Source organism: Saccharothrix ecbatanensis (assembly GCF_014205015.1).
Lineage (GTDB): Bacteria > Actinomycetota > Actinomycetes > Mycobacteriales > Pseudonocardiaceae > Actinosynnema > Actinosynnema ecbatanense.
In genome coordinates, this window is sequence record NZ_JACHMO010000001.1 from 5,796,109 (window position 1) to 5,821,835 (window position 25,727).

Here is a 25,727-nt window from a genome sequence, read left to right on the forward strand (position 1 = left end):
ACGTTCCCCCGCCGCGTTTCCGGCGGGGGAACAACCGCGGTCAGTCCTCGTCGGCGTCGTCCGCGGGGCCCGAGCCGCCGCGGATCAGGTAGACGAGCGAGTCCAGCTCGTCCGGTTTGATCAGCACGTCGCGGGCCTTCGAGCCTTCCGACGGGCCCACGACGCCGCGCGTCTCCAGCAGGTCCATCAGGCGTCCGGCCTTGGCGAAGCCCACGCGCAGCTTGCGTTGCAGCATGGACGTCGAGCCGAACTGGGACGTGACGATCAGCTCCGCGGCCTGGATCAGCACTTCCAGGTCGTCACCGATGTCGGCGTCGATCTCCTTCTTCTCGCCCGCCTTCGCCGCCGTGACGCCGTCCGTGTACTCGGGCTGCGCCTGGGTCTTCGCGAAGTTCACGATCTCGGAGATCTCGTCGTCCCCGACGTACGCGCCCTGCACGCGCACCGGCTTCGAGGCGCCCATCGGCAGGTACAGGCCGTCGCCCATGCCGATCAGCTTCTCCGCGCCCGGCTGGTCCAGGATGACGCGCGAGTCGGTCAGCGACGACGTGGCGAACGCCAGCCGGGACGGCACGTTCGTCTTGATCAGACCGGTCACCACGTCCACGGACGGCCGCTGTGTCGCCAGCACCAGGTGGATGCCCGCCGCACGCGCCTTCTGCGTGATCCGGACGATCGCGTCCTCGACGTCGCGCGGCGCGGTCATCATCAGGTCGGCCAGCTCGTCCACGATCGCCATGATGTACGGGTACGGCCGGTAGACGCGCTCGCTGCCCGGTGGCGCGACGATCTCCCCCGACTTGACCTTGCGGTTGAAGTCGTCGATGTGCCGCACCCGGTTGACTTGCATGTCCTGGTAGCGCTGCTCCATCTCCTCGACCAGCCAGGACAGCGCGGCGGCGGCCTTCTTCGGCTGGGTGATGATGGGCGTGATCAGGTGCGGGATGCCCTCGTAGGGCGTCAGCTCGACCATCTTCGGGTCGATCAGGATCATCCGCACCTCCTCCGGCGTGGCCCGCGCCAGCAGCGACACCAGCATCGAGTTCACGAAGCTGGACTTGCCGGAACCGGTGGAGCCCGCGACCAGCAGGTGCGGCATCTTGGTCAGGTTCGCGGTGACGAAGTGGCCTTCGATGTCCTTGCCCAGCCCGATCACCATCGGGTGGTTGTCGTTGACCGTGGACGGCGAGCGCAGCACGTCGCCGAGGCGCACCATCTCGCGGTCGCTGTTGGGGACCTCGATGCCGACCGCCGACTTGCCGGGGATCGGGGCCAGCAGCCGGACGTTGTCGGTGGCCACCGCGTAGGCGATGTTCTTGGTCAGCGCGGTGATCTTCTCGACCTTCACGCCCGGACCCAGTTCCACCTCGTACCGGGTGACCGTGGGACCGCGGGTGAAGCCGGTGACCTGCGCGTCGATGGAGAACTGGTCGAGCACGCCGGTGATGGCCTCGATCATCAGGTCGTTGGCCTTGCTGCGGGCCTTCGGCGCGTCCCCGTCCTTGAGGATGGTGGGCGGCGGCAGCCGGTAGTCGCCCTCGACCGCGCGCACGGCGATCGCGGCCGTCTTCGGGGTCTCCGGGGTGGACTTGGGCTTGGGCGCGGGCTTCACGGGCGGCGGAGGCGGCTCTTCGTCCAGCGGCAGCTCGGGCTGTTCGTCGGGGACGGCGGTGGCCTGGCGGCGACTGCGGGACGGGCGGCGCAGCTTGGCCGGCTTCTCCTCGGGCTCCGGCTCCGCCTCCGGTTCCTCGTCTTCGAAGCCGTCGGACGGTTCCGCCTTGCGGTGCAGGAAGCTGCCCAGTTTCGCGGGCACCTCGCGGATCGGCAGGTGCACCAGCAGGAGCACGCCGTAGCCGAAGATCAGCACCAGCAGCGGTCCGGCGACCCACGGGGTGAGGCCCTGGGCGAGGAACCCGCCGGCGAGGTAGCCGAGCGCGCCACCGGCGTCGCGGCGGGCGATCGGGTCCATCGGCAGGCCGCCGATCAGGTGGAACATGCCGAGGAAGCCGACGGTGACCAGCATCGCGCCGATGACGAGACGGGGCCGGGCCTCCGTGTTCGGGTCGGTGCGCATGAGCGTGACGCCGATCGCCAGCAGCACCACGGGCAGGATCACCGCGGGGCCGCCGACGGAGCTGCGCACGGCGACGTCGACCCACTGACCGACCGGTCCGCCCGCCTGCCACCACACGCCGGCGGCCGTGATCACGGCCAGCGCGATGAGCACCAGCGCCAGGCCGTCACGGCGGTGTGCCGGATCGAGTTCCTTGCCACGGCCCACCGCGCGGACCACCGAACCGACGCCGCGGCCGAGCAGGCCCCACACCTTGCCGACGGAACCGGAGGACTTCTTGGCCGGCGCGCGTTTGGCCGGGGCGCGCTTGGCGGGCGCCCGCTTCGCCGCCGGACGGGACGCGCTCGAACGGGGCTTCGACCCGGATCCGGTGGTGCGGGTCGAGCCCTTGCGCGTAGTCCCAGGTCGGCCGGCCATGATGTATACGGTAGTCCCTCGAACCCCACCAGCCCCAACGGTCACGCTCGACGTGACGTGCGCTGCCAGTCCCCCATAGTTGCCCGGAACGCGGTGCGCCGACACCTCGACACGCCGTAGCCTTTCGCGCTGTGTCCACACCATTGCTGTGGCGCGTGCTGACCGCAGTCGACCAAGGAGTCGTCGGCCTCAGCGGACGACTCGAAGTCACCGGCGACATCCCGGCGGACCTCAGGGGCCGTCCCCTGCTGCTCGCGTCCAACCACATCGGCAACCTCGACCCGTTCGTGCTGATCGCCGCCTGCCGCCGGATCGGTGTCGCGCCGCGCTTCCTGCTCGCGGGCGGTCTGCTCGACGCACCGGTCCTCGGGCCCCTGCTGCGGGGCTCCGGCCACCTGCGGGTGGACCGGGCGGCGGCGGACGTCGGCGAGGCCTACCACCGGACCGTCGAGGCGTTGCGCCGCGGCGGCGACCCGATCGCGCTGTACCCGGAGGGTCGCGTCAGCCTCGATCCCGGGCTGTGGCCGGAACGGGGCAAGACCGGCGCCGCCAGGCTCGCGCTGAGCGGCGGCATCCCGGTGGTCCCGGTCAGCCAGTGGGGCGCGCACGAGGCCGTTTACTGGGGCAACACCCACGTCGACGGTTGGGAGGACGTCAAGCCGTACCTCACGTCCTACGTGCGCGGGATGCGGCGGCGGCCGACGTTCAAGGTGCACTTCGGCAAGCCCGTGGACCTGTCGGGACTGGAAGACGGCAAGCCCGGTGACGCGCGGCGGGCGCACGAGCGGATCATGCGTGCGATCACCGCGGGCCTGGTGCCGTTGCGGATCGACGAGCCGGACCTGCCGAAGTTCCACGACCCCACACGGCCGACCACGGGCAAGAGCCCTTGGAGACCGGAGTAGCTCAGCGCACCACCTTGATGTTGAACGCCGAGGTGCCGAGCGACTGCATCAGCCGCAGCCACAACGGCAGGAACATCTCGGTGCCGCGGGCCGTGGTGATGTCGCCGAGGTCGATCACGTCGGTGTGGCCGAACTCCTTCAGCAGCCCCGTCACCACGGCCTTGGCGGCGTCGTCGTTCCCGGACACGAACACGCTGTGATCCCCCGCCGCCAGCGTCGCCGGACGCGCCATCAGGTCGGCGTTGAGCGTGTTCAACGCCTTCACCACGCGCGCTCCGGGGTGCGCCCGCTGGATCTGCTCGCCCAGCGAGTCGGTGTCCTTGACCGACAGGGTGGGCGGGAAGCCGGCGGCGAAGTCGAGCGGGTTGGCGAGGTCGAGCAGGATCTTGCCGTCGAACGGGCCCGCGGCGTCGAGGATGTCGAGCGCCGCCGCCCCCGTGCCCGCGTGGATCACCACTTCGCCGTGGGCCGCCGTCGCGGCGAAGGTGTCCAGGACGACGGACGGGTGTTCGTCGCGCCACCGGCGGAACTCCTCGTCCGGCCGCGCCAGGGCCGCGGCCACGTCCCGGGTGCCCATCCGCACGTCGTGGCCCAGTTCGGCCGAACGCCCGGCGAGCGCCCGTCCCACCATGCCGGTGCCCAGCACGCCGATTCTCATGACTCCACCTTTACAGACAGGTCTGTCTACTTGACTAGATCGTGAACGTAACAGACAGGTCTGTACAGTTGCAAGATGGCGAAGCGAGGAGAAGCCAGGGACCAGTTGGTGAAGACGGCCCTGCGGCTCTTCTACGCGCACGGCCTGCGTGCGGTCGGCGTCGACACGATCATCGCCGAGTCCGGGGTGGCGAAAGCGACGTTCTACAAGCACTTCCCGGGCAAGGACGACTTGGTGCTGGCGTACCTGGACGAGGTCGACGTGGTGTGGAAGGCGCAGCTGCGGGAGGCGGCGGAGGCGGCCGGACCCGATCCCGCGAAGCAGCTGGTCGGCATGTTCGACGCGTTGGAGGCCGCGTGCCTGCGGGAGGGGTACCGGGGCTGCGCGTTCGTCAACGCCGCCGCGGAGAGCCCGGCGGGCACGCCCGTGCACGAACGGACCGTGCGGCACAAGCGGGAGGTCCGGGAGTGGGTGGAGGGCATGGCGGCGGCGGCCGGCGCCCGTGAGCCCGCGGCGCTGGCGCGGTCGTTGACGGTGATGATCGACGGTGTGCTGGCGGACGGGGTGCTGGAGGCGTTCCCGACGACCGCACGGGTCGCACGGACCGCCGCGTCGGCGTTGGTCGCGGCTTCGGTGAGCACAGGGGTCGCGGGCACAGCGGCAGCGGGCACGGCGGGCGCGAGCGCGTGAGCCGGCACCGGGGTCCGGTGCCGGCTCGGCTCGCTGCGCGTCAGTTCACCGGGATGATGGTCGGCACGATCATCGGGCGACGGCGGTAGGTTTCGGCGACCCAACGGCCCACCACCCGGCGCACGGCCTGCGCGATGCGGTGCGAGTCGGTGATGCCCTCGGCCTCCGTGCGGGACAGCTCCATCTCCACCAGTGACACGGCCTGGTCCAAGGCCTTCGGGTCGTCGGAGAACCCGCGCCCGGACACGGTCGGCGGTGCGACCGCGCGACCGTTCGTGGAGTCCACGGCCACGGTGATGGCGATGAACCCGCCCTCGCCGAGCACCAGCCGGTCGGACAACGTCGACTCGCCGACATCACCGACGGACAGCCCGTCCACGTAGACGTGCCCGACCTCGACCTTGCCGCTGATCGCCGCCTTGCCGTCGATCAGGTCGACCACCACGCCGTCCTCGGCGATGACGACCCGCTCCGGGTCCACCCCGGTCGCCACGGCCAGCGCCGCGTTCGCCCGCAGGTGCCGCCACTCGCCGTGCACCGGCATGACGTTCGTCGGCCGCACCGCGTTGTACAGGAACAGCAGCTCACCGGCGGGCGAGTGGCCGGACACGTGCACCTTGGCGTTCCCCTGGTGCACGACCGTCGCGCCGAGCCGCGCCAGACCGTTCACCACGCCGAACACCGCGTTCTCGTTGCCCGGGATCAGCGACGACGCCAGCACGATCGTGTCCCCGGCCTTGATCGAGATCTGCCGGTGCTCGCCGCGCGCCATCCGGGACAGCGCCGACAGCGGCTCGCCCTGCGACCCGGTGGACACGAACAGCACCTGGTCCTCGGGCATGTCCATGGCCTCGTTGAGGTCCACGAACAGCCCTTCCGGCACGCGCAGGTAGCCCAACTCGGACGCGATGCCCATGTTGCGCACCATCGACCGGCCGACCAGCGCGACCCGCCGGTTGTACTGCACGGCCACGTCCAGCACCTGCTGCACGCGGTGCACGTGGGAGGCGAAGCACGCCACGATCACACGCTGGTTGGCCTTGCGGATGACGTTCTCCAGCACCGGCCCGATCTCGCGCTCCGGCACCACGAACCCGGGCACCTCGGCGTTGGTCGAGTCCACCAGGAACAGGTCGACGCCCTCGTCGCCGAGCCGGGAGAACCCGGCCAGGTCGGTCAGCCTGCCGTCCAGCGGCAACTGGTCGAGCTTGATGTCACCGGTGTGCAGCACCACGCCGGCGGACGTGCGGATGGCGACCGCGACGGCGTCCGGGATGGAGTGGTTGACCGGGAAGAACTCCAGGTCGTACGGCCCGAACGAGCGCCGCTCGCCGTCGCCGATCTCCACCAGCCGCGGCGTCTGGCGGTGTTCCCGGCACTTGGCCGCGAGCAGCGCCAGGGTGAGCCGGGATCCGACCACGGGCACGTCCGGGCGCAGCTTGAGCAGGAACGGCACGGCGCCGATGTGGTCCTCGTGGCCGTGCGTCAGGACCACGGCCTCGATGTCGTCCAGCCGGTCCTCGATGGCCCGGAAGTCCGGCAGGATCAGGTCGACGCCCGGCTGGTCGTCCTCGGGGAACAGCACGCCACAGTCCACGACGAGCAGCCGGCCGGCGTGCTCGAACACCGTCATGTTGCGGCCGATCTCGCCGATTCCGCCCAGTGCGACGAGGCGGAGGGCTCCGTCTGGCAGCGCGGGCGGGGGTGAGTTCGGGTTGATCACGCGTTGACTCCCAATTCGGCCTCGACGGCCTCGATGTCCTCGGTTGAAGCGGGTACCAGCGGCAGCCTCGGGTCGCCCACGTCGAGTCCGCGCACACGCAGCGCGGTCTTCGCGTAGGTGACGCCGGGCATCCGGCTGAAGGGCCGCAGCAGCGGCAGCAGCGAGTGGTGGATCGCGGTCGCGCCGACGACGTCGCCGGACTCGTAGGCGACGAGCATCTCGCGCAGCCGGTCCGCGGCGAAGTGCGAGATGACGCTGACGAAGCCGACCGCGCCGACCGACAGCCAGGGCAGGTTCAGCGGGTCGTCACCGGAGTAGTAGGCCAGGTCGGTGCCGGCGATGACCTTGCTGCCCGCGAGCAGGTCGCCCTTGGCGTCCTTCACGGCCACGATGCGGGGGTGCTCGGCGAGGCGCAGCAGGGTTTCCACGTCGATCGGGATGACGGTGCGCGGCGGGATGTCGTACAGCATCACCGGCACGCCGACCTGGTCCGCGATGGTGGTGAAGTGCGCGTACACACCCTCCTGGGTGGGCCGCGAGTAGTACGGCGTGACCAACAGCAGGCCGTGGGCGCCCGCCGCCTCGGCCTCCTTGGCCAGGTGCACGCTGTGCGCTGTGTCGTACGTGCCGGCGCCGCTCACCACGGTCACGCGGTCGCCGACCGCCTCGACCACGGCGCGGATGAGGTCTGCCTTCTCGGCGTCGCTCGTGGTGGGGCTCTCGCCGGTGGTGCCGTTGAGCACGAGACCGTCGTTGCCCAGCTCGACGAGGTGCTCGGCGAGCTGTTGCGCCTTGTCCAGGTCCACCGCCCCGCGGGCGTCGAACGGGGTGACCATGGCGGTGAGCACGTGGCCGAAGGGTCGGCCGGGCGAGGCGGTAGGACTTCCGGTCATATCCGGAAATCTACCGCGTCACCCTCCGCAAGCTGCGACGACAGCACCTACACCGCACCTACTCTGCGTACACCTGTTCGGACAGTTCGCTCTTGTCCGTGTTCCACAGCACGCAGAACACCTCGCGGCTGCCCTTGTCGTCCGAATCGCTCGGGTCCGGCTTCCACTGGTTCGACGTCGGCATCACGGCGACGTAGCGGAACTTGGTGGTCTTGTCCTCCACCGGGACCCGGTCGGACATGAAGTGCAGCGTGCAGAAGCGCTCCGCGTACTCCCGCATCCACTCGCCCTCGGGGTAGGCGCGCTTGTCCGACGAGCCGAACGGCGTGCCGACCGCGAAGACCTCGACCCGGTGCTTGTCCTCGCACGTGGTGGAGTTCACGGTGATGTTCTGCTCGACGAAGTTGTCGCCGCACTGCCCGTCGCGGAGCTCGAACTGGCTCGGCGTCATGGTGCCGTCGGAACCGTAGGTGATCGTCTCGGCCATCGCGGCGGGCGGCGAGTCGGTGAACATCCACCGGCCCAGGAACACGCCCGCGACCAGCAGCACGACCGCGGCCAGCACACCGCCGGCGATCAGCGCGTTCTTCAGCCACGGCTTCCGCACGGCGGTCGGCGCGGTGTAGTGCATGGTCGAGTTCGGCGGCACGCCGAAACCCGTCGGCGGCGTCGGCTGGGCGGCGGCGCGTTCCAGCATGGCGCGCGCCTGCGGGCCGGTGAGCCGGGCGTTCGGGTCGGGCATCAGCAGACCGGTGATCACCGCGCCGAGCACGCCGTGCGCCCTGGTCAGCCGCGGCATCTCGTTCATGATCGCGTGCAGGGTGGACGCGGTGGACGAGCGCTCGTACGGGTTGACGCCCTCCACGGCGTAGCAGAGGGTCGCGCCCAACGCCCAGAGGTCGGACGCGGGTGACGCCTCGTGGCCGTGGATGCGTTCCGGCGACATGTACGCGGGCGAGCCGATGAGGCTGCCGGCGGTGGTCAGCCGCGGGTCGTCCACGGCCTGGGCGATGCCGAAGTCGGTCAGCTTCACCCGGCCGGTGGGCGTGATCATGAGGTTGCCGGGCTTGACGTCCCGGTGCACTATGCCCGCCTGGTGCGCGGAGTCCAATGCGGACAGCGCCTGCGTGGCCATCGAGATGACCCGCTCCTGCGGCATCGGGCCGTGCGCGTTGATCAGCGTGGAGAGCGTGGCCGCCTCGACCAGCTCCATCACGATGTAGTTCATGCCGTTCTCGGCGACCACGTCGAACACGGTGACCACGCCGGGGTCGTTCAGCCGGCCCGCCGTGCGCGCCTCGCGGAGCACCCGTTCCTCCAGCACCCGGCGCTCCTCGTGCGCGATGCCGTCGGGCAGGTGGAGTTCCTTGATCGCGACCTGGCGACCGATCACGTTGTCCTGGGCGCGCCACACGACGCCCATGCCACCGCGCCCCAACTCGGCGAGCAGGGTGTACCTGCCCGCGATGACGCGGGATTGGGCGCTCACACCTTGGGGACCAGTCACCGTCACTCCTCGAAACCCGACCGCGGACCGGGCGGACGCTACTTCAGACCCTGCGAAGCCCGGTCCGGTTTCACGGTTTCGTGACTTCGTGCCCGGACGCGCGCAACGCCTGCACCGCGCGTGCCAGGTCGCCGGCCTTCACCAGCAGGTGATCTGTGTCGTATGTGGACAGGGCGAACAGGCTCACACCCGCCGCGGCCAGTTCACCCGACAACGCGGCCATGATCCCCGTAAGGGTGAACTCCAGCGGACCGCGCACGGTCAGCAGCCGCCAGCCGGGCTGCGAGGTCTCCGATCGCGGCGCCACTTCACTCGGGCACACGATGGACAGCTCGTCGGGCGTCCTGGTCACCGACACGAGACCGGGTGCGTCGAGCAGCCCGGCCGGCACCGGCGCGTCCGGGGCCAGCCTGGCGACCGTGTACTCCCCCGGCCGGACGTCGACGATCAGCCGCTTCACCGGCCGTCAGCCTTCGGTGACCAGCGGGCTGGAGGCGACCTCGGTGCCGTCGGACAGGGTGGAGATGGCGAAGTCGGCGAACACGTTGGCCGCCGCCTTCTGGAGCTGGCGCAGGCACTCCACGGCCAGGGCGCGGATCTCCACGTCGGCGTGCTCGGTGGCGCGCATGGCGATGAAGTGCCGCCACGCGCGGTAGTTGCCCGTCACCACGATGCGGGTCTCGGTGGCGTTGGGGAGGATCGCGCGGGCCGCCTGACGGGCCTGCTTGCGCCGCAGCGTGGCGCTGGGGACGTCGGAGAACTTCTCCTCCAGGCCCTTCAGCAGCTCGTTGTACGCGTCGACGCTCGCCTGCGCGGCGGCGAGGAACTTCTCGTGCAGCTCCGGGTCGTTCGCGATGACGTCCGGCTCGACCATGGCGGCGTTGCGCTCGGGCACGTACCGCTGGGACAGCTGCGAGTACGAGAAGTGGCGGTGCCGGATCAGCTCGTGCGTCAGGGAGCGGGAGATGCCGGTCATGTAGAAGGTGACCGAGCCGTGCTCCAGCACCGAGAGGTGGCCGACCTCGATGATGTGCTTGATGTAGCCGGCGTTCGTGGCGGTGGCCGGGTTCGGCTTGGTCCACGACTGGTAGCAGGCGCGGCCCGCGAACTCGGCGAGCGCCTCGCCGCCGTCGGCGTCGGTGGACCACGGGACGCCGTCCGGGGGGAAGAACTCCGTCTTCGCGATCAACTGCACCTTAGGCGCCACCGTCTCAGCCATGGCCCGAACCCTAACCGAAGCTGCCGCGAGCGCCTCTGTTCGGTCGACCGGCGCGCGTCCGTTCGCCGTGCCGGCCCTCCGTCAGCCTCGCGCCGCCCTGTGTGCCGTCATGGCGACACCACGACTTCCTTGACTAATGTCAGTTTTGGCGTCATGGTGGTGTCATGGATCTGTCGCCGTACATCGCAGCACTGCGCGAGGACCTCGCGACGGCCGCGTCCGCCGGGGACGACAACACCCGGCGCACCGCGGCCCTGCTGTCCGCAGCCTTGGAGCCCGCCGCGCGGCTCGCGCTCATGAACGCACTGTCCGACCTGGCCGCGGAGGTCACCGCGGCCCTCGACGGCCCCGTCGTCGACGTGCGGTTGGACGGACGGGACGTGCAGGTGGTCGTCACCGGCACGGCCGCTCGGGAAGAACACGAACCCGAGCCACAGGAAGTTCCCCGGCCCTCCGCCGGTGACGCCACGCGCGTCACCCTGCGGCTGCTGGACGAGCTGAAGGCCAAGGCGGAACAGGCCGCCGCGTCACAGGGCATGTCGCTGAACACATTCGTGGCGCAGGCCGTGCAGGGCGCGGTCGGCGGGCGCCGGGGCGGTCACGGTGGCGGTCACGGTGGTGGCCACAAGCACTGGGGTCCGCCGAAGGACCAGGGGGACGGCGGCTCGTCGTCCTCACGCGTCCGCGGCTGGGTGCAGGGCTGAGGGGGGATGACCATGGAAACGGATGTAGTGCGTCAGCAGAGCTTCGACGTCGACGGTGTGGTCGAGATCGACGTCGCGCTGCTCGCCGGCCGGGTGCGGGTGCACCTGGTGGACGAGCCGGGGGTGCACGTCGAGGTGAAGCACGACGCGTCGCAGGGCGAGTCGTGGACGGCGGGCCTGTCCGGCCTGCTGACCTGGGTGAACGACCAGTTCGGCAACGGGGGCGCGCAGCCGGCCGGTCCGGCGGAGGCCGTTCGGGACGCCCGGGTCGAGATGTCCGGCACCCGGCTGAAGGTGCAGTCGTCCAAGGCGCTGCCGTTGCGCGCGGTGCCGTTGGACGTCACCGTGCGGGCGCCGGTCGGGTCGCACGTGATCGCCAAGGCGGGCGCGGCGGACGTGACCGTGACGGGGGCCGCCGGGCGGTTGGAGATCCAGACCGGCACGGGTGACGTCACGGTGGACCGTGCGGACGCGTCGTCGCAGGTCAACTCTGGTTCCGGCAAGTTGAGGCTCGGGCCGATGCTGGGCGGGCTGCGGGCGAAGACCGGGAGCGGCGACATCGAGGTGTCGTCGATCGGCGGGAACACCGTGCTCTACACCGGCACCGGGCACGTGTGGCTCGGCGCCGTGCAGAACGACGTGCAGGTGCGGACGGGCAGCGGTGACGTCACGGTGGCCGACGCGGCGTCCGGGCGGATCCAGATGGGCACCGGCTCGGGTGACGTCCGGGTGGGCGTGCGGCCGGGGGTGGCGGCGCAGGTCGACCTGGTGTCCAGCTCCGGGTCGGCGCGCAGTGAGCTGGCCGTCTCGGACACCCCGCCCGAGGGCGAGGCGTCCCTCTTCATCACCGGTCGGACCGGCAGCGGCAGCGCGCTGGTGACGACGGCGACAAGTTGAGACCAGCCGCGGCGTGCGCACCCCCGATGCGCGCGCCGCGGTGCTTCAGCCGGCGTGTTAGCGGGGCGCTGCCCGACAGCGAGCCGCTGCCTGTCAGCGAGGCCCGCCTGTCAGCGAGGCCCGCCTGTCAGTGGCCCTGCCTCTCAGCGAGCCACTGGCTGCCAACGAGCCCTGCCTTCACCGGAGCCCCGCCCGTCAGCGAGCTACGGCCGTCAGCGAGCCACGGCCTTGAGGGTGGGCGCGAGGTCGCCGCGAGGCATCACCTCGACGGTGTCCAGTTCCAGCCAGTCGGCCATGTGACGCAGTTCGGCGGCCAGTTCGACCGCGACCCGGCCGATGTCCGCGGTGGGTTCCGAGTACGCGCCCTGCACGCGGAGCACGCCCGCGGCGCGGTCCGCCTTCAGGTCGACCCGGCCCACCAGCTCCCCGTCCAGCAGGAACGGGAAGACGTAGTACCCGTGCACCCGCTTCGCCGCCGGCACGTAGATCTCGATCCGGTAGAAGAAGTCGAAGATCCGTTCCGTCCGGTCCCGTTCCCAGATCAGGGGGTCGAACGGGCACAGCAGCGCCCGCCCGGTGATCCGGCGCGGCACGCGGGCCTCGACGTGCCGGTACGCGGGCACGCCCCAGCCCTGCACCTCGACGGGCTCCAGCACCCCCTCCTCGACCAGCTCCGCCACGGCCTGCCGACTGCGCGCCGGCTGGAGGCGGTAGTAGTCGCGCAGGTCCGGCTCCGTCGCCACGCCCAAGGCCGTCGCCGCACGGGCCACGAGCTCCCGTGAGCCCTCCTCGGCCGAGATCGACAGCCGCCGGGCCAGCACCTCCGGCGGCAGCACGCGCTCGCTCAGGTCGTACAGCCGCTCGAAGCTGCGCCGCGACCCCGTCGTCAGCACGCCCGCGCCGAACAGGTACTCGCACACCTTCTTGACCTCGGACCAGTTCCAGCCCCAGTGCTCCTTGGCCCGCTGCCCGCCGCCGGCCAGCGCCTTCTCGATCGCACCGGCCCCGATCGGCCCCAGCTCCTTCACCACCGCCAGGATGTCGTCCACGAGCTGCGGCGAGCGCTCGGTGATCTCGGTGTAGTTCTTCCACCAGCCGTCGCGCTTCGCCCCGGAGTGGAACAGCGGCCAGTCCTCCACCGGCACCAGGCTCGCCTCGTGCGCCCAGGACTCCACCAGCAGCCGGGGCCGGCGCGCGCTGTGCGACCACGCCGCCTCGTCCAGCAACGACGGCGCATACGCGCCTAATCTGCTGAACAACGGCATGTAGTGCGCGCGGACGGCCACGTTCACCGAGTCCAGCTGCAACAACCGCACCCGGGACAGCACCTTCAGCAGGTGCCGGCGGGTGGGCGCGGCGGCGGGCCGGGGGTCGGCGAAACCCTGGGCGCCGAGTGCGATGCGTCGGGCGACGTCGGCGCTCATCTTCTGCACGGTGCTCGTGTTCTGCACGGCAGGGATACTCCCACTCAGGTACGACATTTCCGCTCCGCCCGCACGACCAGGAGCACTGCCAGCACCACCAGCAGGCCTCCGAACAGCTGGAACACCCCGAACCGCTCGTCCGCCAGCCACACGCCGAGCACCACTGCGATCACCGGGTTCACGTACGCGTAGGTCGCCACGGTCGACACCGGCAATTGCCCCAGCACGTACACGTACGAGCTGAACGCGAGCAGCGACCCGAACACCACCAGGTACCCCCACGCCACCCACGACGACGTCGTGATCGCGTCGAACGACACCCGCTCACCGGCGACCAGGCCGACCACCGTCAACGCCGCCCCGCCGGCCAGCATCTCCACCGCCGACAACGCGAACGGGTTCGCGGGCGTGTCCAGCCGGGAGCTCAGGAACGACCCGAGCGCCCACCCGAACGCCGCCAGCAGCACCACCCACGGCCCCCACCACGACGACTCGCCCACGTCGTTCAGCACCAGCACGCCCAACCCGACGAGACCGAGGGCCACGCCCGCGTACGTCACCGGCGGCGGGCGTTCCCCGGTGAACCGCCGCATCAGCACGACGTGCAGCGGCACGGACGCCACCAGCAGCGCCGCCAACCCGGACGCCACGGACTGCTCGGCCAGCACCACCAGCCCGTTGCCCCAGGCCGGCAGCAGCAACCCCAGCAGCACCGCCGAGCCGAACTGCCGCCGCGTCATCCGCAGGCTGCCCCGCCACGCCACCAGCAGCGCCAGCACCGCACCGGCGATCAAGAACCGCGATCCGCCCGACAGCAGCGGTGGCATCGACTCGATGGTGAACCTGATGGCCAGATAGGTGGAACCCCACACCACGTACACGACGCCCAACGCTGCCCAACGCACGTCGCAGACGCTGTCACGCGGCACCCCGCGAATCACGCGGATTTCCGCCGCTAGGGTTCAGACATGGCCGACGCCACAGTGCGCACCGCGCGACCCGACGACGTGGCGGAGATCGCCCGCATCCACCGAGACACCTGGCGGACCGCCTACGAAGAGCTCGTGCCCGCCGAAGTCCTCCAGGCGATCGACGTCGACGAGACCGCCCGGACGTGGTCCGAGGCGGTCGAGCGCGGTCAGGTGTTCGTCGCCGTCGAGGGCGGGTGGACGGTCGGGTTCTGCGTCGCCGGGAAGGCCCCCGAGGACGAAGTGGCCCACGCGGACGGCTCCCTGCCCGCGGACGCCGAGACGACGGCGCTGGTCAGCGTGCTCGTGGAGCCGCGCTGGGGACGGCGTGGGCACGGCGGGAGGCTGCTCGCCACGGCCACCGAACACCTGCGTGAAGCGGGCGCGACGAGGGGTATCGCGTGGGTGCCGGAGGCGGACAAGGCCTCGATCGGCTTCTACGGCAAGGCCGAGTGGGAGCCGGACGGCACGGTGCGCACCCTGGACGCCGGTGGGCGGCCGTTGCGCGAAATAAGGGTAACCGGGGGGTTGGCACTACTACTGGCGACCTGACCGCACGGGTAGCCTCGGCCGGGTGCTCGGGTGGTTGTGCCTCACGTTCGGCATCGCGTTCGGCTCCGCGCTGCTCCCTCTGATCAGCATCGAGATCTTCGTGATCGGCCTGGTAACCCAGCAGCCGGGCATCTCGTGGTGGTGGATCGGGCTCGTGGTGGCCTTGGGCCAGGTGCTGGGCAAGATGCTGTACTTCCTCGCCGCACGCGGTTCGCTGCACCTGCCGGCGTTCCTGAAGCGCAAGGAGAAGCAGGCCAAGCCGCTGTCGCCGTGGCGGCAGAAGTGGAAGACGCGGATGGAGTGGGTGCGCCTGCGCTGTCAGCGGCACCCGCACTGGATGTTCGGCACGCACGCGGTCAGCTCGGTCGTCGGCCTGCCGCCGTTCATGTTCACCACCGTGCTGGCGGGTCTGGCGGGCATGTCGTCCTGGCTGTTCATCTCCACCGGCATGGTCGGCCGGTTCGCGCGGTTCAGCGTGCTCGCCGCGTCGCCCGCCGCGGTGGCCGGCTGGTGGCTGCACTGACCCCAGCGCCTCCAGCGGACGTGCCGCCGGCCGACGGGGCACTTGTGGACGGGCCGCCGCGTTCGTGGCGCACCAGGCGCTGCTCGGGCACCCTCAAGCCGTAGTGGTCGTGCAACTCGACCTGCTCGGCTTCGGACAGCTCCGGCCCGCCGACCCTGGGCGCGTCGTCGACCTCACGCTTGTCCACCGGCACCACGAGCCTCCGGTCGCGCACCTGGGCGCCGCGGATCGGCACCAGGGCGACCCCGCCGTCCTTGCGCACCGCGGCCCAGAGCGGACGGCCGTCCGCCAGCCACAGTTCGGCGACCGGTCCGATGGGCCGGCCGTGCCGATCGAGCACGTCACAGTCGTAGAGGCGGTCCACCGCAGCGCGATCCATGCTCAACCGGCTACCCGGCCGCCCGGAGAGCCGCACCTCGAACCACCCGGTCGTGTGACACACACCCGATAGGCGGCTCAGCCGTACAGGGCGATGGCCTTCCGCATGGTGTCGCGGGCCCGGCTCCGGTCGCCGGCCAGGTCGTACGCCTGGGCCAGCAGGAACCACGCCCGCCAGTCCTCCGGGCGCGACTCCACGTCGGCCCGGCGCTCGTCGAACCACGCGTCGGCGGCCTCCCGGTCCACCCGCCCGGACGGACGGCGCGGCAGCTCGGAGGTGTCCAGCAGGCCACCTTCCGCGTCGAGCTGCCGGGCCATCCGCTCGGTGGTGAAGCCGAACCTCAGGTTCGTCCACGCGACCCACGCGCCGATCAGCGGCAGCACCAGCACGCCGATGCCCAGGCCGATGCCGACCGGGTCGCCGGTGCCCATCAGCACCACGGCCCGGCCGCCGAGCAGCACGAAGTACACCGCCAACGCGGCGGTGATCAGGAACGCGACCGTGCGGGTGCTCACCGAACTCTCACCGGACCTAGAGGTCCATGTACTTGTCGAGGCCGACGGACAGGCCGGGGTGCTTGGCGATCGACCGCACGGCCAGCAGCACGCCCGGCATGAACGACTTGCGGTCCAGCGAGTCGTGCCGGAGCGTCAGCGTCTCGCCCTCCGTGCCGAACACGACCTCCTGGTGCGCGATCAGCCCGGCCAGTCGCAGCGAGTGCACCCGCACGTCGCCCACGAGCGTCCCACGCGCGCCGGGAGCCTCCTGGGTCGTCGCGTCCGGCATCGGGTCGACGCCCGCCGCCTCACGCGCCTGGGAGATGAGCCGGGCGGTGTGCGCGGCGGTGCCCGAGGGCGCGTCCACCTTGCGCGGGTGGTGCAGCTCGATGACCTCGACCGACTCGTAGTACGGGGCGGCCAGCTCGGCGAACCTCATGGACAGCACCGCGCCGATGGCGAAGTTCGGCGCGATCAGCACGCCCAGCTCCGGCTTCGGCGCCAGCCACTCCGCGACCGTGCCCAGCCGCTGCGCGTCGAACCCGGAGGTGCCGACGACGGCGTGGATGTCGTTGTCCACGCAGAACCGGATGTTGTCCATCACCACGTCGGGGCTGGTGAAGTCGACCACGACCTGGGCCCCGGCGTCGGCCAGGTTGAAGAGCCAGTCGCCCGCGTCGACCATCGCGACGACTTCCATGTCCGGCGCGGCCTCGACCGTGCGGCACACCTCGGCGCCCATGCGGCCCCTGGCGCCGATGACGCCTACGCGGAGTGGTTCGGCCTGGGTAGTCAAGAGATCACCTCGTGCACCTGGGACGGCAGATCGTCGGCGTGAGCGTAAGGGCCGACCACGGCGGCGGCGACGGGGCGTCGCAGCAAGTCGCGAGCCAACGCCGCGACCTCCTCCGGAGTGACCTCGTCGATGCGCGCCAGGGTCTGCTCGACGGACAGGTAGTCGCCGTAGTTCAGCTCGCCCTTGCCGATGCGCGACATCCGGGAGCTGGTGTCCTCGAGGCCCAGCACGAGCCCGCCGCGCAGCTGACCCTTGCCGCGTGCCACCTCCGCGTCGCCCAGCCCGTCACGGGCCACTGTGGACAGCACATCGCGGATCACACCGGCCACGTCGCCGAGCCGGTCCGGCTGGCAGCCCGCGTACACCGACAGCGTGCCCGCGTCCGCGTAGAGCCCGACGGACGAGTACACCTGGTACGCGAGGCCACGCCGTTCCCGGACTTCCTGGAACAGCCGCGAGCTCATGCCACCGCCCAGGGCGGCGTTCAGCACGTTCAACGCGAACCGGCGCTCGTCGTGCCGGTCCAGCCCGCGCACGCCCAGCATCAGGTGCGCCTGCTCGGTGTCGTCGGTGTGCAGCACCAGCTTGCGCGAGCCGGGGATGCGGGCCCGGCCGGCGCGCGGGGCGACGGGCGTGCCGACGCGGTCCAGCCGGTCGCCGATCTGCTTGCGCACCAGGCGCATCACCTGCGTGTGGTCGATGTTGCCCGCGACCGCGAGCACCATCCGCGGCAACGTGTAGCGCTTCTTGTAGAAGCCGAACAGCGCGTCGCGCTCCATGTCCCCGATGGACTGCTCGGTGCCCAGCACCGGCCGTCCGAGCACGTGCTCGCCCAGCAGGGCGTCGAGGAACGCGTCGTGCAGCAGGTCTTCCGGGTCGTCGTCGCGCATGGCGATCTCTTCGAGCACCACGCCGCGCTCGGTCTCGAAGTCGCGCGGCTCGCACAGCGCGTCGAACACCACGTCGCACACCAGGTCCATCGCCAACGGCAGGTCCTCGTCGAGGACGTGCGCGTAGTAGCAGGTGTGCTCCTTGGCGGTGAACGCGTTCAGCTCGCCGCCGACCGCGTCGATCTCCTCGGCGATCGCCGCCGCGGTGCGGTTCGCGGTGCCCTTGAACAGCAGGTGTTCCAGGTAGTGCGCGGCGCCCGCGACCTCGACCCGCTCGTCGCGCGACCCGACCTGCACCCACAGCCCGACGGACGCGGACCGCACGCCGGGGATGCGCTCGGTGATGACCCGCAGGCCCGACGGCAGCAGGCTGCGGCGCACGGCGACACCCGCGTCATCGCGTTCCAGCGACACCGTGCTGCCGGGCTTCTGGAGGTGTCCGAGCCTCCGCGTAAGCGGACGGCCGCGAGTGCTCGAAGCACTCGCGGCCGTCCCGTTGACGCCAGTCGTCACTGCGCGTTGGCCTCGGCCTCGGCGGGTGCGGTGTCCTGCGCGGGCGCGTCGCCGGCCGGGGCCTGCTCCGCGTCGTCGTTGACCAGCACGAGGCTGATCTTGCCGCGCTGGTCGATGTCCGCGATCTCGACGCGGAGCTTGTCGCCGACGTTGACGACGTCCTCGACCTTGTTGATGCGCTTGCCGTTGCCCAGCTTCGAGATGTGGATCAGGCCGTCCTTGCCCGGGAGCAGGGACACGAACGCGCCGAACGCCGCGGTCTTCACCACGGTGCCCAGGAAGCGCTCGCCGACCTTCGGCAGCTGCGGGTTCGCGATGGCGTTGATCATGTCGATCGCGGCCTCGGCCGACGGGCCGTCCGCCGCGCCGACGTAGATCGTGCCGTCGTCCTCGATGGAGATGTCGGCGCCGGTCTGCTCGGTGATCGAGTTGATCATCTTGCCCTTCGGGCCGATGACCTCGCCGATCTTGTCGGTCGGGATCTTGACCGACGTCACGCGCGGCGCGAACGGGCTCATCTCGTCCGGGCTGTCGATGGCCTCGGCCATGACCTCCAGGATGGTCAGCCGCGCGTCCCGCGCCTGGCCCAGGGCAGCGCCCAGGACCTCGGACGGGATGCCGTCCAGCTTGGTGTCGAGCTGGAGCGCGGTGACGAACTCCTTGGTGCCGGCGACCTTGAAGTCCATGTCGCCGAACGCGTCCTCGGCGCCGAGGATGTCGGTCAGCGCGACGTACTCCGTCTTGCCGTCGACCTCGTCGGACACCAGGCCCATGGCGATGCCCGAGACCGGCGCCTTCAGCGGCACGCCGGCGTTGAGCAGCGACATCGTGGACGCGCAGACCGAGCCCATGGACGTCGAGCCGTTGGAGCTCAGCGCCTCGGACACCTGGCGGATCGCGTAGGGGAACTCCTCGCGCTTGGGCAGCACGGGCATCAACGCCCGCTCGGCCAGCGCGCCGTGGCCGATCTCGCGGCGCTTGGGCGAGCCAACGCGGCCGGTCTCACCGGTGGAGAACGGCGGGAAGTTGTAGTGGTGCAGGTAGCGCTTGTGCGTCTCGGGGGACAGCGAGTCGATCTGCTGTTCCATGCGCAGCATGTTCAGCGTGGTGACACCCAGGATCTGGGTCTCGCCGCGCTCGAACAGCGCCGAGCCGTGCGCCCGCGGGATCAGCTCGACCTCGGCCGACAGCGACCGGATCTCGGTGAGGCCGCGGCCGTCGATGCGCACCTTGTCGCGCAGGATGCGCTGGCGGACGAGCTTCTTGGTCAGCGAGCGGAACGCGGCGCCGACCTCCTTCTCGCGGCCCTCGAACTGCTCGGCCAGCTTCTCCAGCACCGACGCCTTGATCTCGTCGATGCGGGACTCGCGCTCCTGCTTGCCGCCGATGCTCATCGCCTGGGCCAGCTCGCCGGACGCGGCCTGCTCGACGGCCTCGAAGGCGTCGGGCTGGTAGGCCGGGTACGTCGGGAAGTCGCCGGTGGCCTTCGCGGCGACCTGCGCCAGCTGCGCCTGCGCGTCGCACAGGGCCTTGATGAACGGCTTGGACGCCTCCAGGCCCGCCGCCACGACCTCTTCGGTGGGCGCCGGGGCGCCCTCGCCGATCAGGTCGATGACGTTCTCGGTGGCCTCGGCCTCGACCATCATGATCGCGACGTCGTCACCGACGACACGGCCGGCGACGACCATGTCGAACACGGCCTTCTCCAGCTGCTCGTGGGTCGGGAACGCCACCCACTGGCCCTCGATGAGCGCCACCCGGACGCCGCCGATGGGGCCGGAGAACGGCAGGCCCGCGAGCTGCGTGGACGCGGACGCGGCGTTGATCGCCACCACGTCGTACAGGTCCTGCGGGTTCAGGCTCATCACCGTGATGACGACCTGGATCTCGTTGCGCAGACCGTCCACGAAGGACGGGCGCAGCGGCCGGTCGATGAGGCGACAGGTCAGGATCGCGTCGGTCGACGGGCGGCCCTCGCGGCGGAAGAACGAGCCGGGGATGCGGCCCGCCGCGTACATGCGCTCCTCGACGTCCACCGTGAGGGGGAAGAAGTCGAAGTGCTCCTTGGGGTGCTTCGACGCCGTCGTCGCCGACAGCAGCATCGTCTCGTCGTCCAGGTAGGCGACGACCGAGCCCGCCGCCTGGCGGGCCAGGCGACCGGTCTCGAAGCGGATGGTGCGGGTGCCGAACCGACCGTTGTCGATCACGGCTGAAGTCTCGTGGACCTCGATGTCCGTCGTCATATAGGTACTCCTCGTCATGCGGGTCACATCGCGCTCAGGGCGCGGGATCGCGGTTCGGACGAGGCCGGTCTTCGATCGAAGTCCCCTGGGTTTCGTACCAGGGGGCCACTACCGAGGACCGGCGAACTGTCGTCCCGTGCGCCGCGCGTGCTTCCCTCGTCTTTGTTGTCGATTACACCGAGGGGGAGTGACCTGGTGGTCACTCCCCCTCGGCTCGTATCACCTGCGCAGGCCGAGCCGTCCGATGAGGGCGCGGTAGCGCTGGATGTCCACCTTGGCCAGGTAGTTCAGCAGCCGGCGACGCCGGCCGACCAGCAGGAGCAGCCCACGACGCGAGTGGTGGTCGTGCTTGTGCATCTTGAGGTGCTCGGTCAGGTCGGCGATGCGCTTGCTCAGCAGCGCGACCTGGGCCTCGGCCGAACCGGTGTCCGTGTCGTGGACGCCGTACTCGGTGAGGATGGTCTTCTTCTGCTCGGTGGTCAGTGCCACGTGCTTGTTACTCCTTGTACTGGTGAGTGCCGTGCGGCCCCGCGAGAGCGGGGTAGTCGGTACAGGCCGCCACGGACCGCAGCCAGACCCAACTGTCGAGGTTACCAGCAGTGGTCGTGCCCTACGCGTTTGACGTGCTCAAGGGCACCTCAGGGGCACTCTGTCGAGCACCGTGTAGCCCTCCGCCGGACGGCTGCGGACCAGCGCGACCTCCGTGGCCGTCCACTCACGACCGGTGAACTCCACGTGCGGCAGCACACCGCCGCGGGCGACCGTCAGGTGCGGGTGCCAGTCCGGCGGCACGTGGGCCGCCTCGCCGAGTTCGGCCAGCGCACCGTCCACTCCGATCCAGAGCACCTGCCGGAACGTGCCGCTGCCGTGCAGCCGCAGCACCGGCGCGGCCACCCGGTCCAGGCCGGCGAGCGGGTCGACGGGCTCGACCTGGCCGAAGAACCGGACGGTGAGGTGCCAGCGGGCCGGGTGCAGCCAGCGCAGCCGCGGGTACGCCGCGCGGAACGGGCGGAGCGCGTCGTGCAGCTCCTCGACGACGTCGTCGGGCGGGAAGATCGCGGAGAACAGGCTCACGTGCCGGCGCTGTCCGTGAGGCGGGCGCTCAGGCCTCGCGGCCCTTGCCCGCGCGGCGCAGCAGCTCCGCCAGCGCCGGGAAGTCCTCGCCCAGCACGTCGGCGGCCTGCGACAGCTCGCGGCGGTCGGCCAGGCGGCGCAGGAACGGGAACACGGCCTCCTCGTCCACACCGTTGACGGGCAGTGACTCGCGGCTCACGGTCGGTTTCGACTGCCGCACGTCGTCCAGCGCGCGTTGCAACGCCTCGGGGCTGCCACCGGCCACGTCCGGGGTGAGGACCTTGCGCTCCAGCATGATCATCCGGGCCAGCACGGAGGGGTTGCCGATCTTGGCCCGGCGACCGCTCATCACCTGGCTCAGCATGGGGGCGCTGATCCCGAGCACATCCGCCAGCTGCGCCTGGGAAACGCCGAACGCGACCACCAGCCGGCGCACCCGGTCGCCCAGGGGCTCGCCGTACCACTCCCGCTGCAACGCGAGATTGCGCTGGACGATGTTGTGGTCCTCCACCTTCGCCTCTCCCCTGACCCGACGACGTGAAAGGCATCCTGCCAGGTCGCCGGGTGTCGCACGGGCGGTTCCACCCACCTGGTCCACTCGTCAGGCTTCGTCCGGGTCCGCCAGGAGTTCGCGGGCCACGGCCACGTCGCGGTGCATCTGCTCCAGCAGCGGCTCGACGCCGTCGAACTTCTCCATGTCGCGCAGCCGGTCCACGAAGTCCAGCGCCACGCGCTGGCCGTAGAAGTCCTCGTCCACGTCCAGCACGAACGCCTCGACCCGCCGTTCCCGGCCGGAGAACGTCGGGTTGGTGCCCACGCTCACCGCGGCCTTGAGGCGGCGGCCGGAGCCGTGCACGAACCAGCACGCGTACACACCGTCCGCGGGCACGGCGGCGAACCGCGGGGTGGACAGGTTGGCCGTGGGGAAGCCCAGTTCCTTGCCGCGCCCGTCGCCCCGCACCACGATGCCCTCCAGCCGGTGCGGCCGGCCGAGCGCGTGCGCGGCGGCCGACACGTCGCCCGCGTCGATGCACGCCCGGATGTAGGTGGACGAGTACGTCACCCCGTCGTCGGTCACGAGATCCGCCCCTTCGGTCACGAAGCCGAACCGCTTGCCCAGCGCGCGCAGCAGCTCCACGTTCCCCGCGGCCTTGTGGCCGAACGTGAAGTTCTCCCCCACCACCACGGCCGCCACGTGCAGCCGGTCGACCAGCACCTCGTGCGCGAACTCGTCGGCCGGCGTGCGCGCCACCTCGGCCGTGAACGGGATCACGCAGAAGACGTCCACGCCCAGGCCCTCGACCAGCTCGGCCCGCCGGTGCAGGCTGGTCAGCTGCGCCGGGTGGCTGCCCGGACGGACCACTTCGGACGGGTGCGGGTCGAAGGTGATCAGGACGCACGGCACGCCCCGCTCCTCGGCCAGCCGCACCGCCCGGTCGATCAACGCCTGGTGCCCGCGGTGCACACCGTCGAACACACCGATGGTCACGACGCAGCGGCCCCAGCCGCCCGGTAGGTGTTCCAGCCCTCGCCAGCGTTGCACGCGGGCAAGCCTACGGGTTGCGCCGGACGTCCCGGCCGGCCTGGGAGTCGAGGCTGATCGGACCGGCCGGGCCGGACTGCACGGTCTGCACCACGTCGCCGCTCAGGGCGCCGGTGATGCTGTTGTTCACGGTGGTGTTGTTCGTGGTGTTGTTGGTGGTGTTGTTCACAGCGAGGGTGGGCGCCTGCGGTGTGGCCGGTTGCAGGCGCACGGCGACGACCACGCCCACGGCGGTGAGGAGCACGACCGCCACCCAGGCCCACGGACTCGCGCCGACGTCCGTGGCCAGGTTGATCGCCACGCCTGTCGCCGAGGTCACCACGCCGGCAGCGGCCGGCCACACCCATCCCGCCATGGCTTCCACCGTAGGGCTCAGCCGGCGGAGTTGAGTACCACCAACGGCTTGGCGATCGGCCCCTCGTCCTTGGCCAACGCCACCACGTGGCCGTCCGGGCCGAAGACGCCGTACGTGCCGTCCAGCCCACCGGCGGCCAGGCGCTGGCCGTGCGACAGGGCAACCGCCTCGCCCGGCGCGATCTCACGGCGGGGGAACGCGGTGGACACGGCGGCGTCGAGGTCCAGCGACAGGCCGGGCGCGGCTTCCAGCTGCTCCAGGGTCTTGGCCACGCGCAGGTCGAACGGGCCGACGCGGGTGCGGCGCAGGGCCGCCAGGTGACCGCCGACGCCCAGGTCCGCGCCCAGGTCACGGGCCAGCGCGCGCACGTACGTCCCGGACGAGCACTCCACCATCACGTCGAGTTCGGTGGCGTCGCCCTCACGGCGGATCGACAGCACGTCGAAGCGGTGCACGGTCACCGGTCGCGCCGGGATGTCCACCACCTCACCGGCCCGGACCCTGGCGTACGCGCGCTTGCCGTCGATCTTCACCGCGCTCACCGCGCTGGGCACCTGCTCGATCGGCCCGGTCAGCTTCGCCACACCGGCCCGGATCGCGTCCTCGTCCACTTCGGACGCGTCGGCCGTCGACAGCACCTCGCCCTCGGCGTCGTCGGTCGTCGTGGCGGAGCCGAGGCGGATGGTCGACAGGTACGCCTTGCTGTCCAGCGCCAGGTGGCCCAGGAGCTTCGTGGCCCGCTCGATGCCGAGCACCAGCACGCCGGTGGCCATCGGATCGAGCGTGCCCGCGTGCCCGACCTTGCGGGTGCCGAGGATGCGACGGACTCGGGCCACCACGTCGTGCGAGGTCATGCCGTCGGGCTTGTCGATCACGACGAGACCCGGCGGAACGGTCGGCTTGGCAGGACGGGCGGGAGAAGTTGCGGACACAGCCGGGGATCCTAAGCCTCGCCCGCCTAGGCGTCCGCGAACACGTCCCAACGCCGGCGCCGCAGCTGCACCGGCACGGCCTCGCCCCGGTCCTCCGCGGCGAACACCGCGGCACGCGCCCGACGCCACCACACGACCGTGCGCCACACGCCGACCAGCAGCACCACGACCACGGACAGGAACGCGAGCCGGTACGCGTTCGGCGCGGCCACGAAGGGCTCGACCACGTCCAGCACCACGCCCACGACCAGCGCGGTGAACGTGATCGCGGCGAACCCGCCGACGTTGGCCACGCCGGTCGCCGTGCTCACCCGGTGCAGCGGGTTGTAGTCGCGCACCAGCGCGAACGCCACGCCGGACACCGGGTTGCCCACCGCCAGCACCGCGAACAGCACGTACAGCGCGGGCGTCGGCAGCACGCCGCCCGGCCAGCCCAGGAGCACCACCCAGCACAGCATCGCCACGCCCAGGTACGTGCCGACGATCGGCATCCGCCACACCGGCCGGGCGCCGATCACCGTGCCCAGCACCGGCCCGGCCACCATCCCCACCAGCACCAACATGCTCAGCACGGCGGACGCCGAGGTGCTCGACAGGCCCTGCGCCTCGACCAGGTACGGGAACCCCCACAGCAGGCCGAGCATCGCGGGCGCGGACATCGACGTGAAGTGCAGCCAGAACCCGAGCCGCGTGCTCGGCTCACCCCACGCGTCCTTGACCTTCGCCCCCACCGCGCGCAGCGGCACCGGTTCGACCACCGGCTGCGGCACGCCGTCCGGCACCTCGCGCACCCGCCACGCGACCACCGCCGCGTACAGCGCCGTCCCCAGACCCGCGATCAGGAACGTCACCGTCCAGCCGACGTTGTCCAGCAGCAGCGTCAACGGCACCGTGGCGACCATGTTGCCCGCGCCGCCCAGCGCGGCCGACAGCGTCATGACCAGGGTGAACCGGCGTGGCGGGAAGTGGGCGGCGGCGAGGCGCAGCACGCTGACCCACGTCATGGCGTCGCCGATGCCGAGCACGGCGCGTGCGGCCAGGCCGAGGGGGTAGGACTCGGCGAGCGCGAACATGACCTGGCCGGCGCCCATGAGCAGGGCGGCGGCGGTCAGCACGCGGCGCGGGCCGAAGCGGTCCACCAGCAGGCCGGTGGGGATCTGCATCAGCGCGTAAAGGCCGATCTGGAGCACGGTGAACGTGCCCAGCGCTGCCGGTCCGACGGAGAAGCGGTCGCCGGCCTCCAGGCTGGCCACGCCCAGCGAGGTCCGGTGGAACAGGGCGGCGATGTAGACGATGACGGCGGTTGACCAGATCAGCCACGCTTTCTTGGTGGCGCGATCGACCGGCAAGG

The 25,727-nt window shown here is 71.1% G+C and carries 27 protein-coding genes; 6 read left to right on the top strand and 21 right to left on the bottom strand.

The window, feature by feature from the left end:
- Nucleotides 1–40: 40 nt before the first annotated feature.
- Nucleotides 41–2,491 (bottom strand): DNA translocase FtsK, encoded by a 2,451-nt coding sequence (locus F4560_RS24425; protein WP_184923549.1) that lies wholly within the window; start codon nt 2,489–2,491, stop codon nt 41–43.
- A 131-nt stretch (nt 2,492–2,622) separates the two neighbouring features.
- On the opposite strand from F4560_RS24425, the gene F4560_RS24430 reads away from it, so the two are divergent.
- On the top strand, nt 2,623–3,396 hold the full coding sequence (locus tag F4560_RS24430) for a lysophospholipid acyltransferase family protein (RefSeq protein WP_184923551.1): 774 nt from the start codon (nt 2,623–2,625) through the stop codon (nt 3,394–3,396).
- 1 nt (nt 3,397) lies between these two features.
- Here the strand turns inward: F4560_RS24430 and F4560_RS24435 are convergent, their stop codons facing one another.
- Nucleotides 3,398–4,054 carry an NADPH-dependent F420 reductase gene (locus F4560_RS24435; RefSeq protein ID WP_184923553.1) on the bottom strand — a complete coding sequence of 219 codons (657 nt, stop codon included), beginning with the start codon at nt 4,052–4,054 and terminating at the stop codon, nt 3,398–3,400.
- A gap of 75 nt (nt 4,055–4,129) precedes the next feature.
- On the opposite strand from F4560_RS24435, the gene F4560_RS24440 reads away from it, so the two are divergent.
- Nucleotides 4,130–4,744: a TetR/AcrR family transcriptional regulator gene (locus F4560_RS24440; RefSeq protein ID WP_184923555.1), complete on the top strand. Its 615-nt coding sequence runs from the start codon at nt 4,130–4,132 to the stop codon at nt 4,742–4,744.
- A 40-nt stretch (nt 4,745–4,784) separates the two neighbouring features.
- Here the strand turns inward: F4560_RS24440 and F4560_RS24445 are convergent, their stop codons facing one another.
- The 5 genes from F4560_RS24445 to thyX form a co-directional block, all read right to left on the bottom strand.
- Nucleotides 4,785–6,467 (bottom strand): ribonuclease J, encoded by a 1,683-nt coding sequence (locus tag F4560_RS24445; RefSeq protein WP_312869455.1) that lies wholly within the window; start codon nt 6,465–6,467, stop codon nt 4,785–4,787.
- A complete protein-coding gene (gene dapA / locus F4560_RS24450) occupies nt 6,464–7,360 on the bottom strand; it encodes a 4-hydroxy-tetrahydrodipicolinate synthase (RefSeq protein ID WP_184923557.1) in 897 nt (298 codons plus the stop codon). Before dapA ends, F4560_RS24445 begins: the two co-directional genes overlap by 4 nt.
- 58 nt (nt 7,361–7,418) lie before the next feature.
- A complete protein-coding gene (locus F4560_RS24455; protein ID WP_184923559.1) occupies nt 7,419–8,867 on the bottom strand; it encodes a serine/threonine-protein kinase in 1,449 nt (482 codons plus the stop codon).
- 70 nt (nt 8,868–8,937) lie between these two features.
- Nucleotides 8,938–9,327 (bottom strand): ACT domain-containing protein, encoded by a 390-nt coding sequence (locus F4560_RS24460; RefSeq protein ID WP_184923561.1) that lies wholly within the window; start codon nt 9,325–9,327, stop codon nt 8,938–8,940.
- Nucleotides 9,328–9,333: 6 nt separating this feature from the next.
- Nucleotides 9,334–10,086 (bottom strand): FAD-dependent thymidylate synthase, encoded by a 753-nt coding sequence (gene thyX, locus F4560_RS24465; protein WP_033437719.1) that lies wholly within the window; start codon nt 10,084–10,086, stop codon nt 9,334–9,336.
- A gap of 164 nt (nt 10,087–10,250) precedes the next feature.
- Here thyX and F4560_RS24470 point away from each other — a divergent pair, with 164 nt between their 5' ends.
- A complete protein-coding gene (locus tag F4560_RS24470; protein WP_184923563.1) occupies nt 10,251–10,790 on the top strand; it encodes a toxin-antitoxin system HicB family antitoxin in 540 nt (179 codons plus the stop codon).
- 12 nt (nt 10,791–10,802) lie between these two features.
- Nucleotides 10,803–11,687 (top strand): DUF4097 family beta strand repeat-containing protein, encoded by an 885-nt coding sequence (locus tag F4560_RS24475; protein WP_312869456.1) that lies wholly within the window; start codon nt 10,803–10,805, stop codon nt 11,685–11,687.
- 212 nt (nt 11,688–11,899) lie between these two features.
- On the opposite strand, the gene F4560_RS24480 is transcribed toward F4560_RS24475, so the two are convergent.
- Nucleotides 11,900–13,111, bottom strand: a complete 1,212-nt coding sequence (locus tag F4560_RS24480) for a winged helix-turn-helix domain-containing protein (RefSeq protein ID WP_184929364.1) — start codon at nt 13,109–13,111, stop codon at nt 11,900–11,902.
- 44 nt (nt 13,112–13,155) lie between these two features.
- On the bottom strand, nt 13,156–14,016 hold the full coding sequence (locus F4560_RS24485; protein WP_184923567.1) for an EamA family transporter: 861 nt from the start codon (nt 14,014–14,016) through the stop codon (nt 13,156–13,158).
- A 63-nt stretch (nt 14,017–14,079) separates the two neighbouring features.
- Here F4560_RS24485 and F4560_RS24490 point away from each other — a divergent pair, with 63 nt between their 5' ends.
- Nucleotides 14,080–14,631 carry a GNAT family N-acetyltransferase gene (locus tag F4560_RS24490; RefSeq protein WP_184923569.1) on the top strand — a complete coding sequence of 184 codons (552 nt, stop codon included), beginning with the start codon at nt 14,080–14,082 and terminating at the stop codon, nt 14,629–14,631.
- A 22-nt stretch (nt 14,632–14,653) separates the two neighbouring features.
- A complete protein-coding gene (locus F4560_RS24495; RefSeq protein WP_184923571.1) occupies nt 14,654–15,154 on the top strand; it encodes a YqaA family protein in 501 nt (166 codons plus the stop codon).
- Here the strand turns inward: F4560_RS24495 and F4560_RS24500 are convergent.
- The 12 genes from F4560_RS24500 to F4560_RS24555 form a co-directional block, all read right to left on the bottom strand.
- Nucleotides 15,102–15,533, bottom strand: a complete 432-nt coding sequence (locus F4560_RS24500) for a PRC-barrel domain-containing protein (protein ID WP_184923573.1) — start codon at nt 15,531–15,533, stop codon at nt 15,102–15,104. The two genes, F4560_RS24495 and F4560_RS24500, sit on opposite strands and share 53 nt — an antisense overlap.
- 77 nt (nt 15,534–15,610) lie before the next feature.
- A complete protein-coding gene (locus F4560_RS24505; RefSeq protein ID WP_184923575.1) occupies nt 15,611–16,048 on the bottom strand; it encodes a tetratricopeptide repeat protein in 438 nt (145 codons plus the stop codon).
- 16 nt (nt 16,049–16,064) lie between these two features.
- A complete protein-coding gene (gene dapB / locus F4560_RS24510) occupies nt 16,065–16,826 on the bottom strand; it encodes a 4-hydroxy-tetrahydrodipicolinate reductase (RefSeq protein ID WP_221483626.1) in 762 nt (253 codons plus the stop codon).
- Nucleotides 16,823–18,130 carry a M16 family metallopeptidase gene (locus F4560_RS24515; RefSeq protein WP_376775339.1) on the bottom strand — a complete coding sequence of 436 codons (1,308 nt, stop codon included), beginning with the start codon at nt 18,128–18,130 and terminating at the stop codon, nt 16,823–16,825. The genes dapB and F4560_RS24515 overlap by 4 nt, the downstream gene beginning before the upstream one ends.
- Before the next feature lie 95 nt (nt 18,131–18,225).
- The gene (locus F4560_RS24520) at nt 18,226–20,472 is read right to left on the bottom strand and encodes a polyribonucleotide nucleotidyltransferase (RefSeq protein WP_246477878.1); all 2,247 of its coding nucleotides are present in this window, start codon (nt 20,470–20,472) and stop codon (nt 18,226–18,228) included.
- 219 nt (nt 20,473–20,691) lie between these two features.
- Entirely contained in the window at nt 20,692–20,961 is a 270-nt protein-coding gene (gene rpsO / locus F4560_RS24525; protein ID WP_033437709.1) for a 30S ribosomal protein S15, read from the bottom strand.
- Between the two features lie 138 nt (nt 20,962–21,099).
- On the bottom strand, nt 21,100–21,546 hold the full coding sequence (locus F4560_RS24530; RefSeq protein ID WP_184923581.1) for a 2'-5' RNA ligase family protein: 447 nt from the start codon (nt 21,544–21,546) through the stop codon (nt 21,100–21,102).
- Nucleotides 21,547–21,574: 28 nt separating this feature from the next.
- Nucleotides 21,575–22,057, bottom strand: coding sequence for a helix-turn-helix domain-containing protein (locus F4560_RS24535; protein WP_184923584.1), 483 nt, complete (start codon nt 22,055–22,057; stop codon nt 21,575–21,577).
- A 90-nt stretch (nt 22,058–22,147) separates the two neighbouring features.
- Nucleotides 22,148–23,089, bottom strand: a complete 942-nt coding sequence (locus tag F4560_RS24540) for a bifunctional riboflavin kinase/FAD synthetase (protein ID WP_184923586.1) — start codon at nt 23,087–23,089, stop codon at nt 22,148–22,150.
- A gap of 10 nt (nt 23,090–23,099) precedes the next feature.
- Nucleotides 23,100–23,444: a hypothetical protein gene (locus tag F4560_RS24545; RefSeq protein WP_184923588.1), complete on the bottom strand. Its 345-nt coding sequence runs from the start codon at nt 23,442–23,444 to the stop codon at nt 23,100–23,102.
- A 17-nt stretch (nt 23,445–23,461) separates the two neighbouring features.
- Entirely contained in the window at nt 23,462–24,376 is a 915-nt protein-coding gene (truB, locus tag F4560_RS24550) for a tRNA pseudouridine(55) synthase TruB (protein ID WP_184923590.1), read from the bottom strand.
- A gap of 26 nt (nt 24,377–24,402) precedes the next feature.
- Entirely contained in the window at nt 24,403–25,725 is a 1,323-nt protein-coding gene (locus tag F4560_RS24555) for an MFS transporter (RefSeq protein ID WP_184923592.1), read from the bottom strand.
- Between the last annotated feature and the right edge of the window lie 2 nt (nt 25,726–25,727).

Excerpts from the sequence above, each read along its gene's own strand:
- F4560_RS24425 (WP_184923549.1), bottom strand. The coding sequence starts at position 2,491 with ATGGCCGGCCGACCTGGGACTACGCGCAAGGGCTCGACCCGCACCACC.
- F4560_RS24435 (WP_184923553.1), bottom strand. The coding sequence starts at position 4,054 with ATGAGAATCGGCGTGCTGGGCACCGGCATGGTGGGACGGGCGCTCGCC.
- F4560_RS24440 (WP_184923555.1), top strand. The coding sequence starts at position 4,130 with ATGGCGAAGCGAGGAGAAGCCAGGGACCAGTTGGTGAAGACGGCCCTG.
- dapA (WP_184923557.1), bottom strand. The coding sequence starts at position 7,360 with ATGACCGGAAGTCCTACCGCCTCGCCCGGCCGACCCTTCGGCCACGTG.
- thyX (WP_033437719.1), bottom strand. The coding sequence starts at position 10,086 with ATGGCTGAGACGGTGGCGCCTAAGGTGCAGTTGATCGCGAAGACGGAG.
- F4560_RS24470 (WP_184923563.1), top strand. The coding sequence starts at position 10,251 with ATGGATCTGTCGCCGTACATCGCAGCACTGCGCGAGGACCTCGCGACG.
- F4560_RS24475 (WP_312869456.1), top strand. The coding sequence starts at position 10,803 with ATGGAAACGGATGTAGTGCGTCAGCAGAGCTTCGACGTCGACGGTGTG.
- F4560_RS24480 (WP_184929364.1), bottom strand. The coding sequence starts at position 13,111 with ATGAGCGCCGACGTCGCCCGACGCATCGCACTCGGCGCCCAGGGTTTC.
- F4560_RS24490 (WP_184923569.1), top strand. The coding sequence starts at position 14,080 with ATGGCCGACGCCACAGTGCGCACCGCGCGACCCGACGACGTGGCGGAG.
- F4560_RS24500 (WP_184923573.1), bottom strand. The coding sequence starts at position 15,533 with ATGGATCGCGCTGCGGTGGACCGCCTCTACGACTGTGACGTGCTCGAT.
- F4560_RS24520 (WP_246477878.1), bottom strand. The coding sequence starts at position 20,472 with ATGACGACGGACATCGAGGTCCACGAGACTTCAGCCGTGATCGACAAC.
- F4560_RS24545 (WP_184923588.1), bottom strand. The coding sequence starts at position 23,444 with ATGGCGGGATGGGTGTGGCCGGCCGCTGCCGGCGTGGTGACCTCGGCG.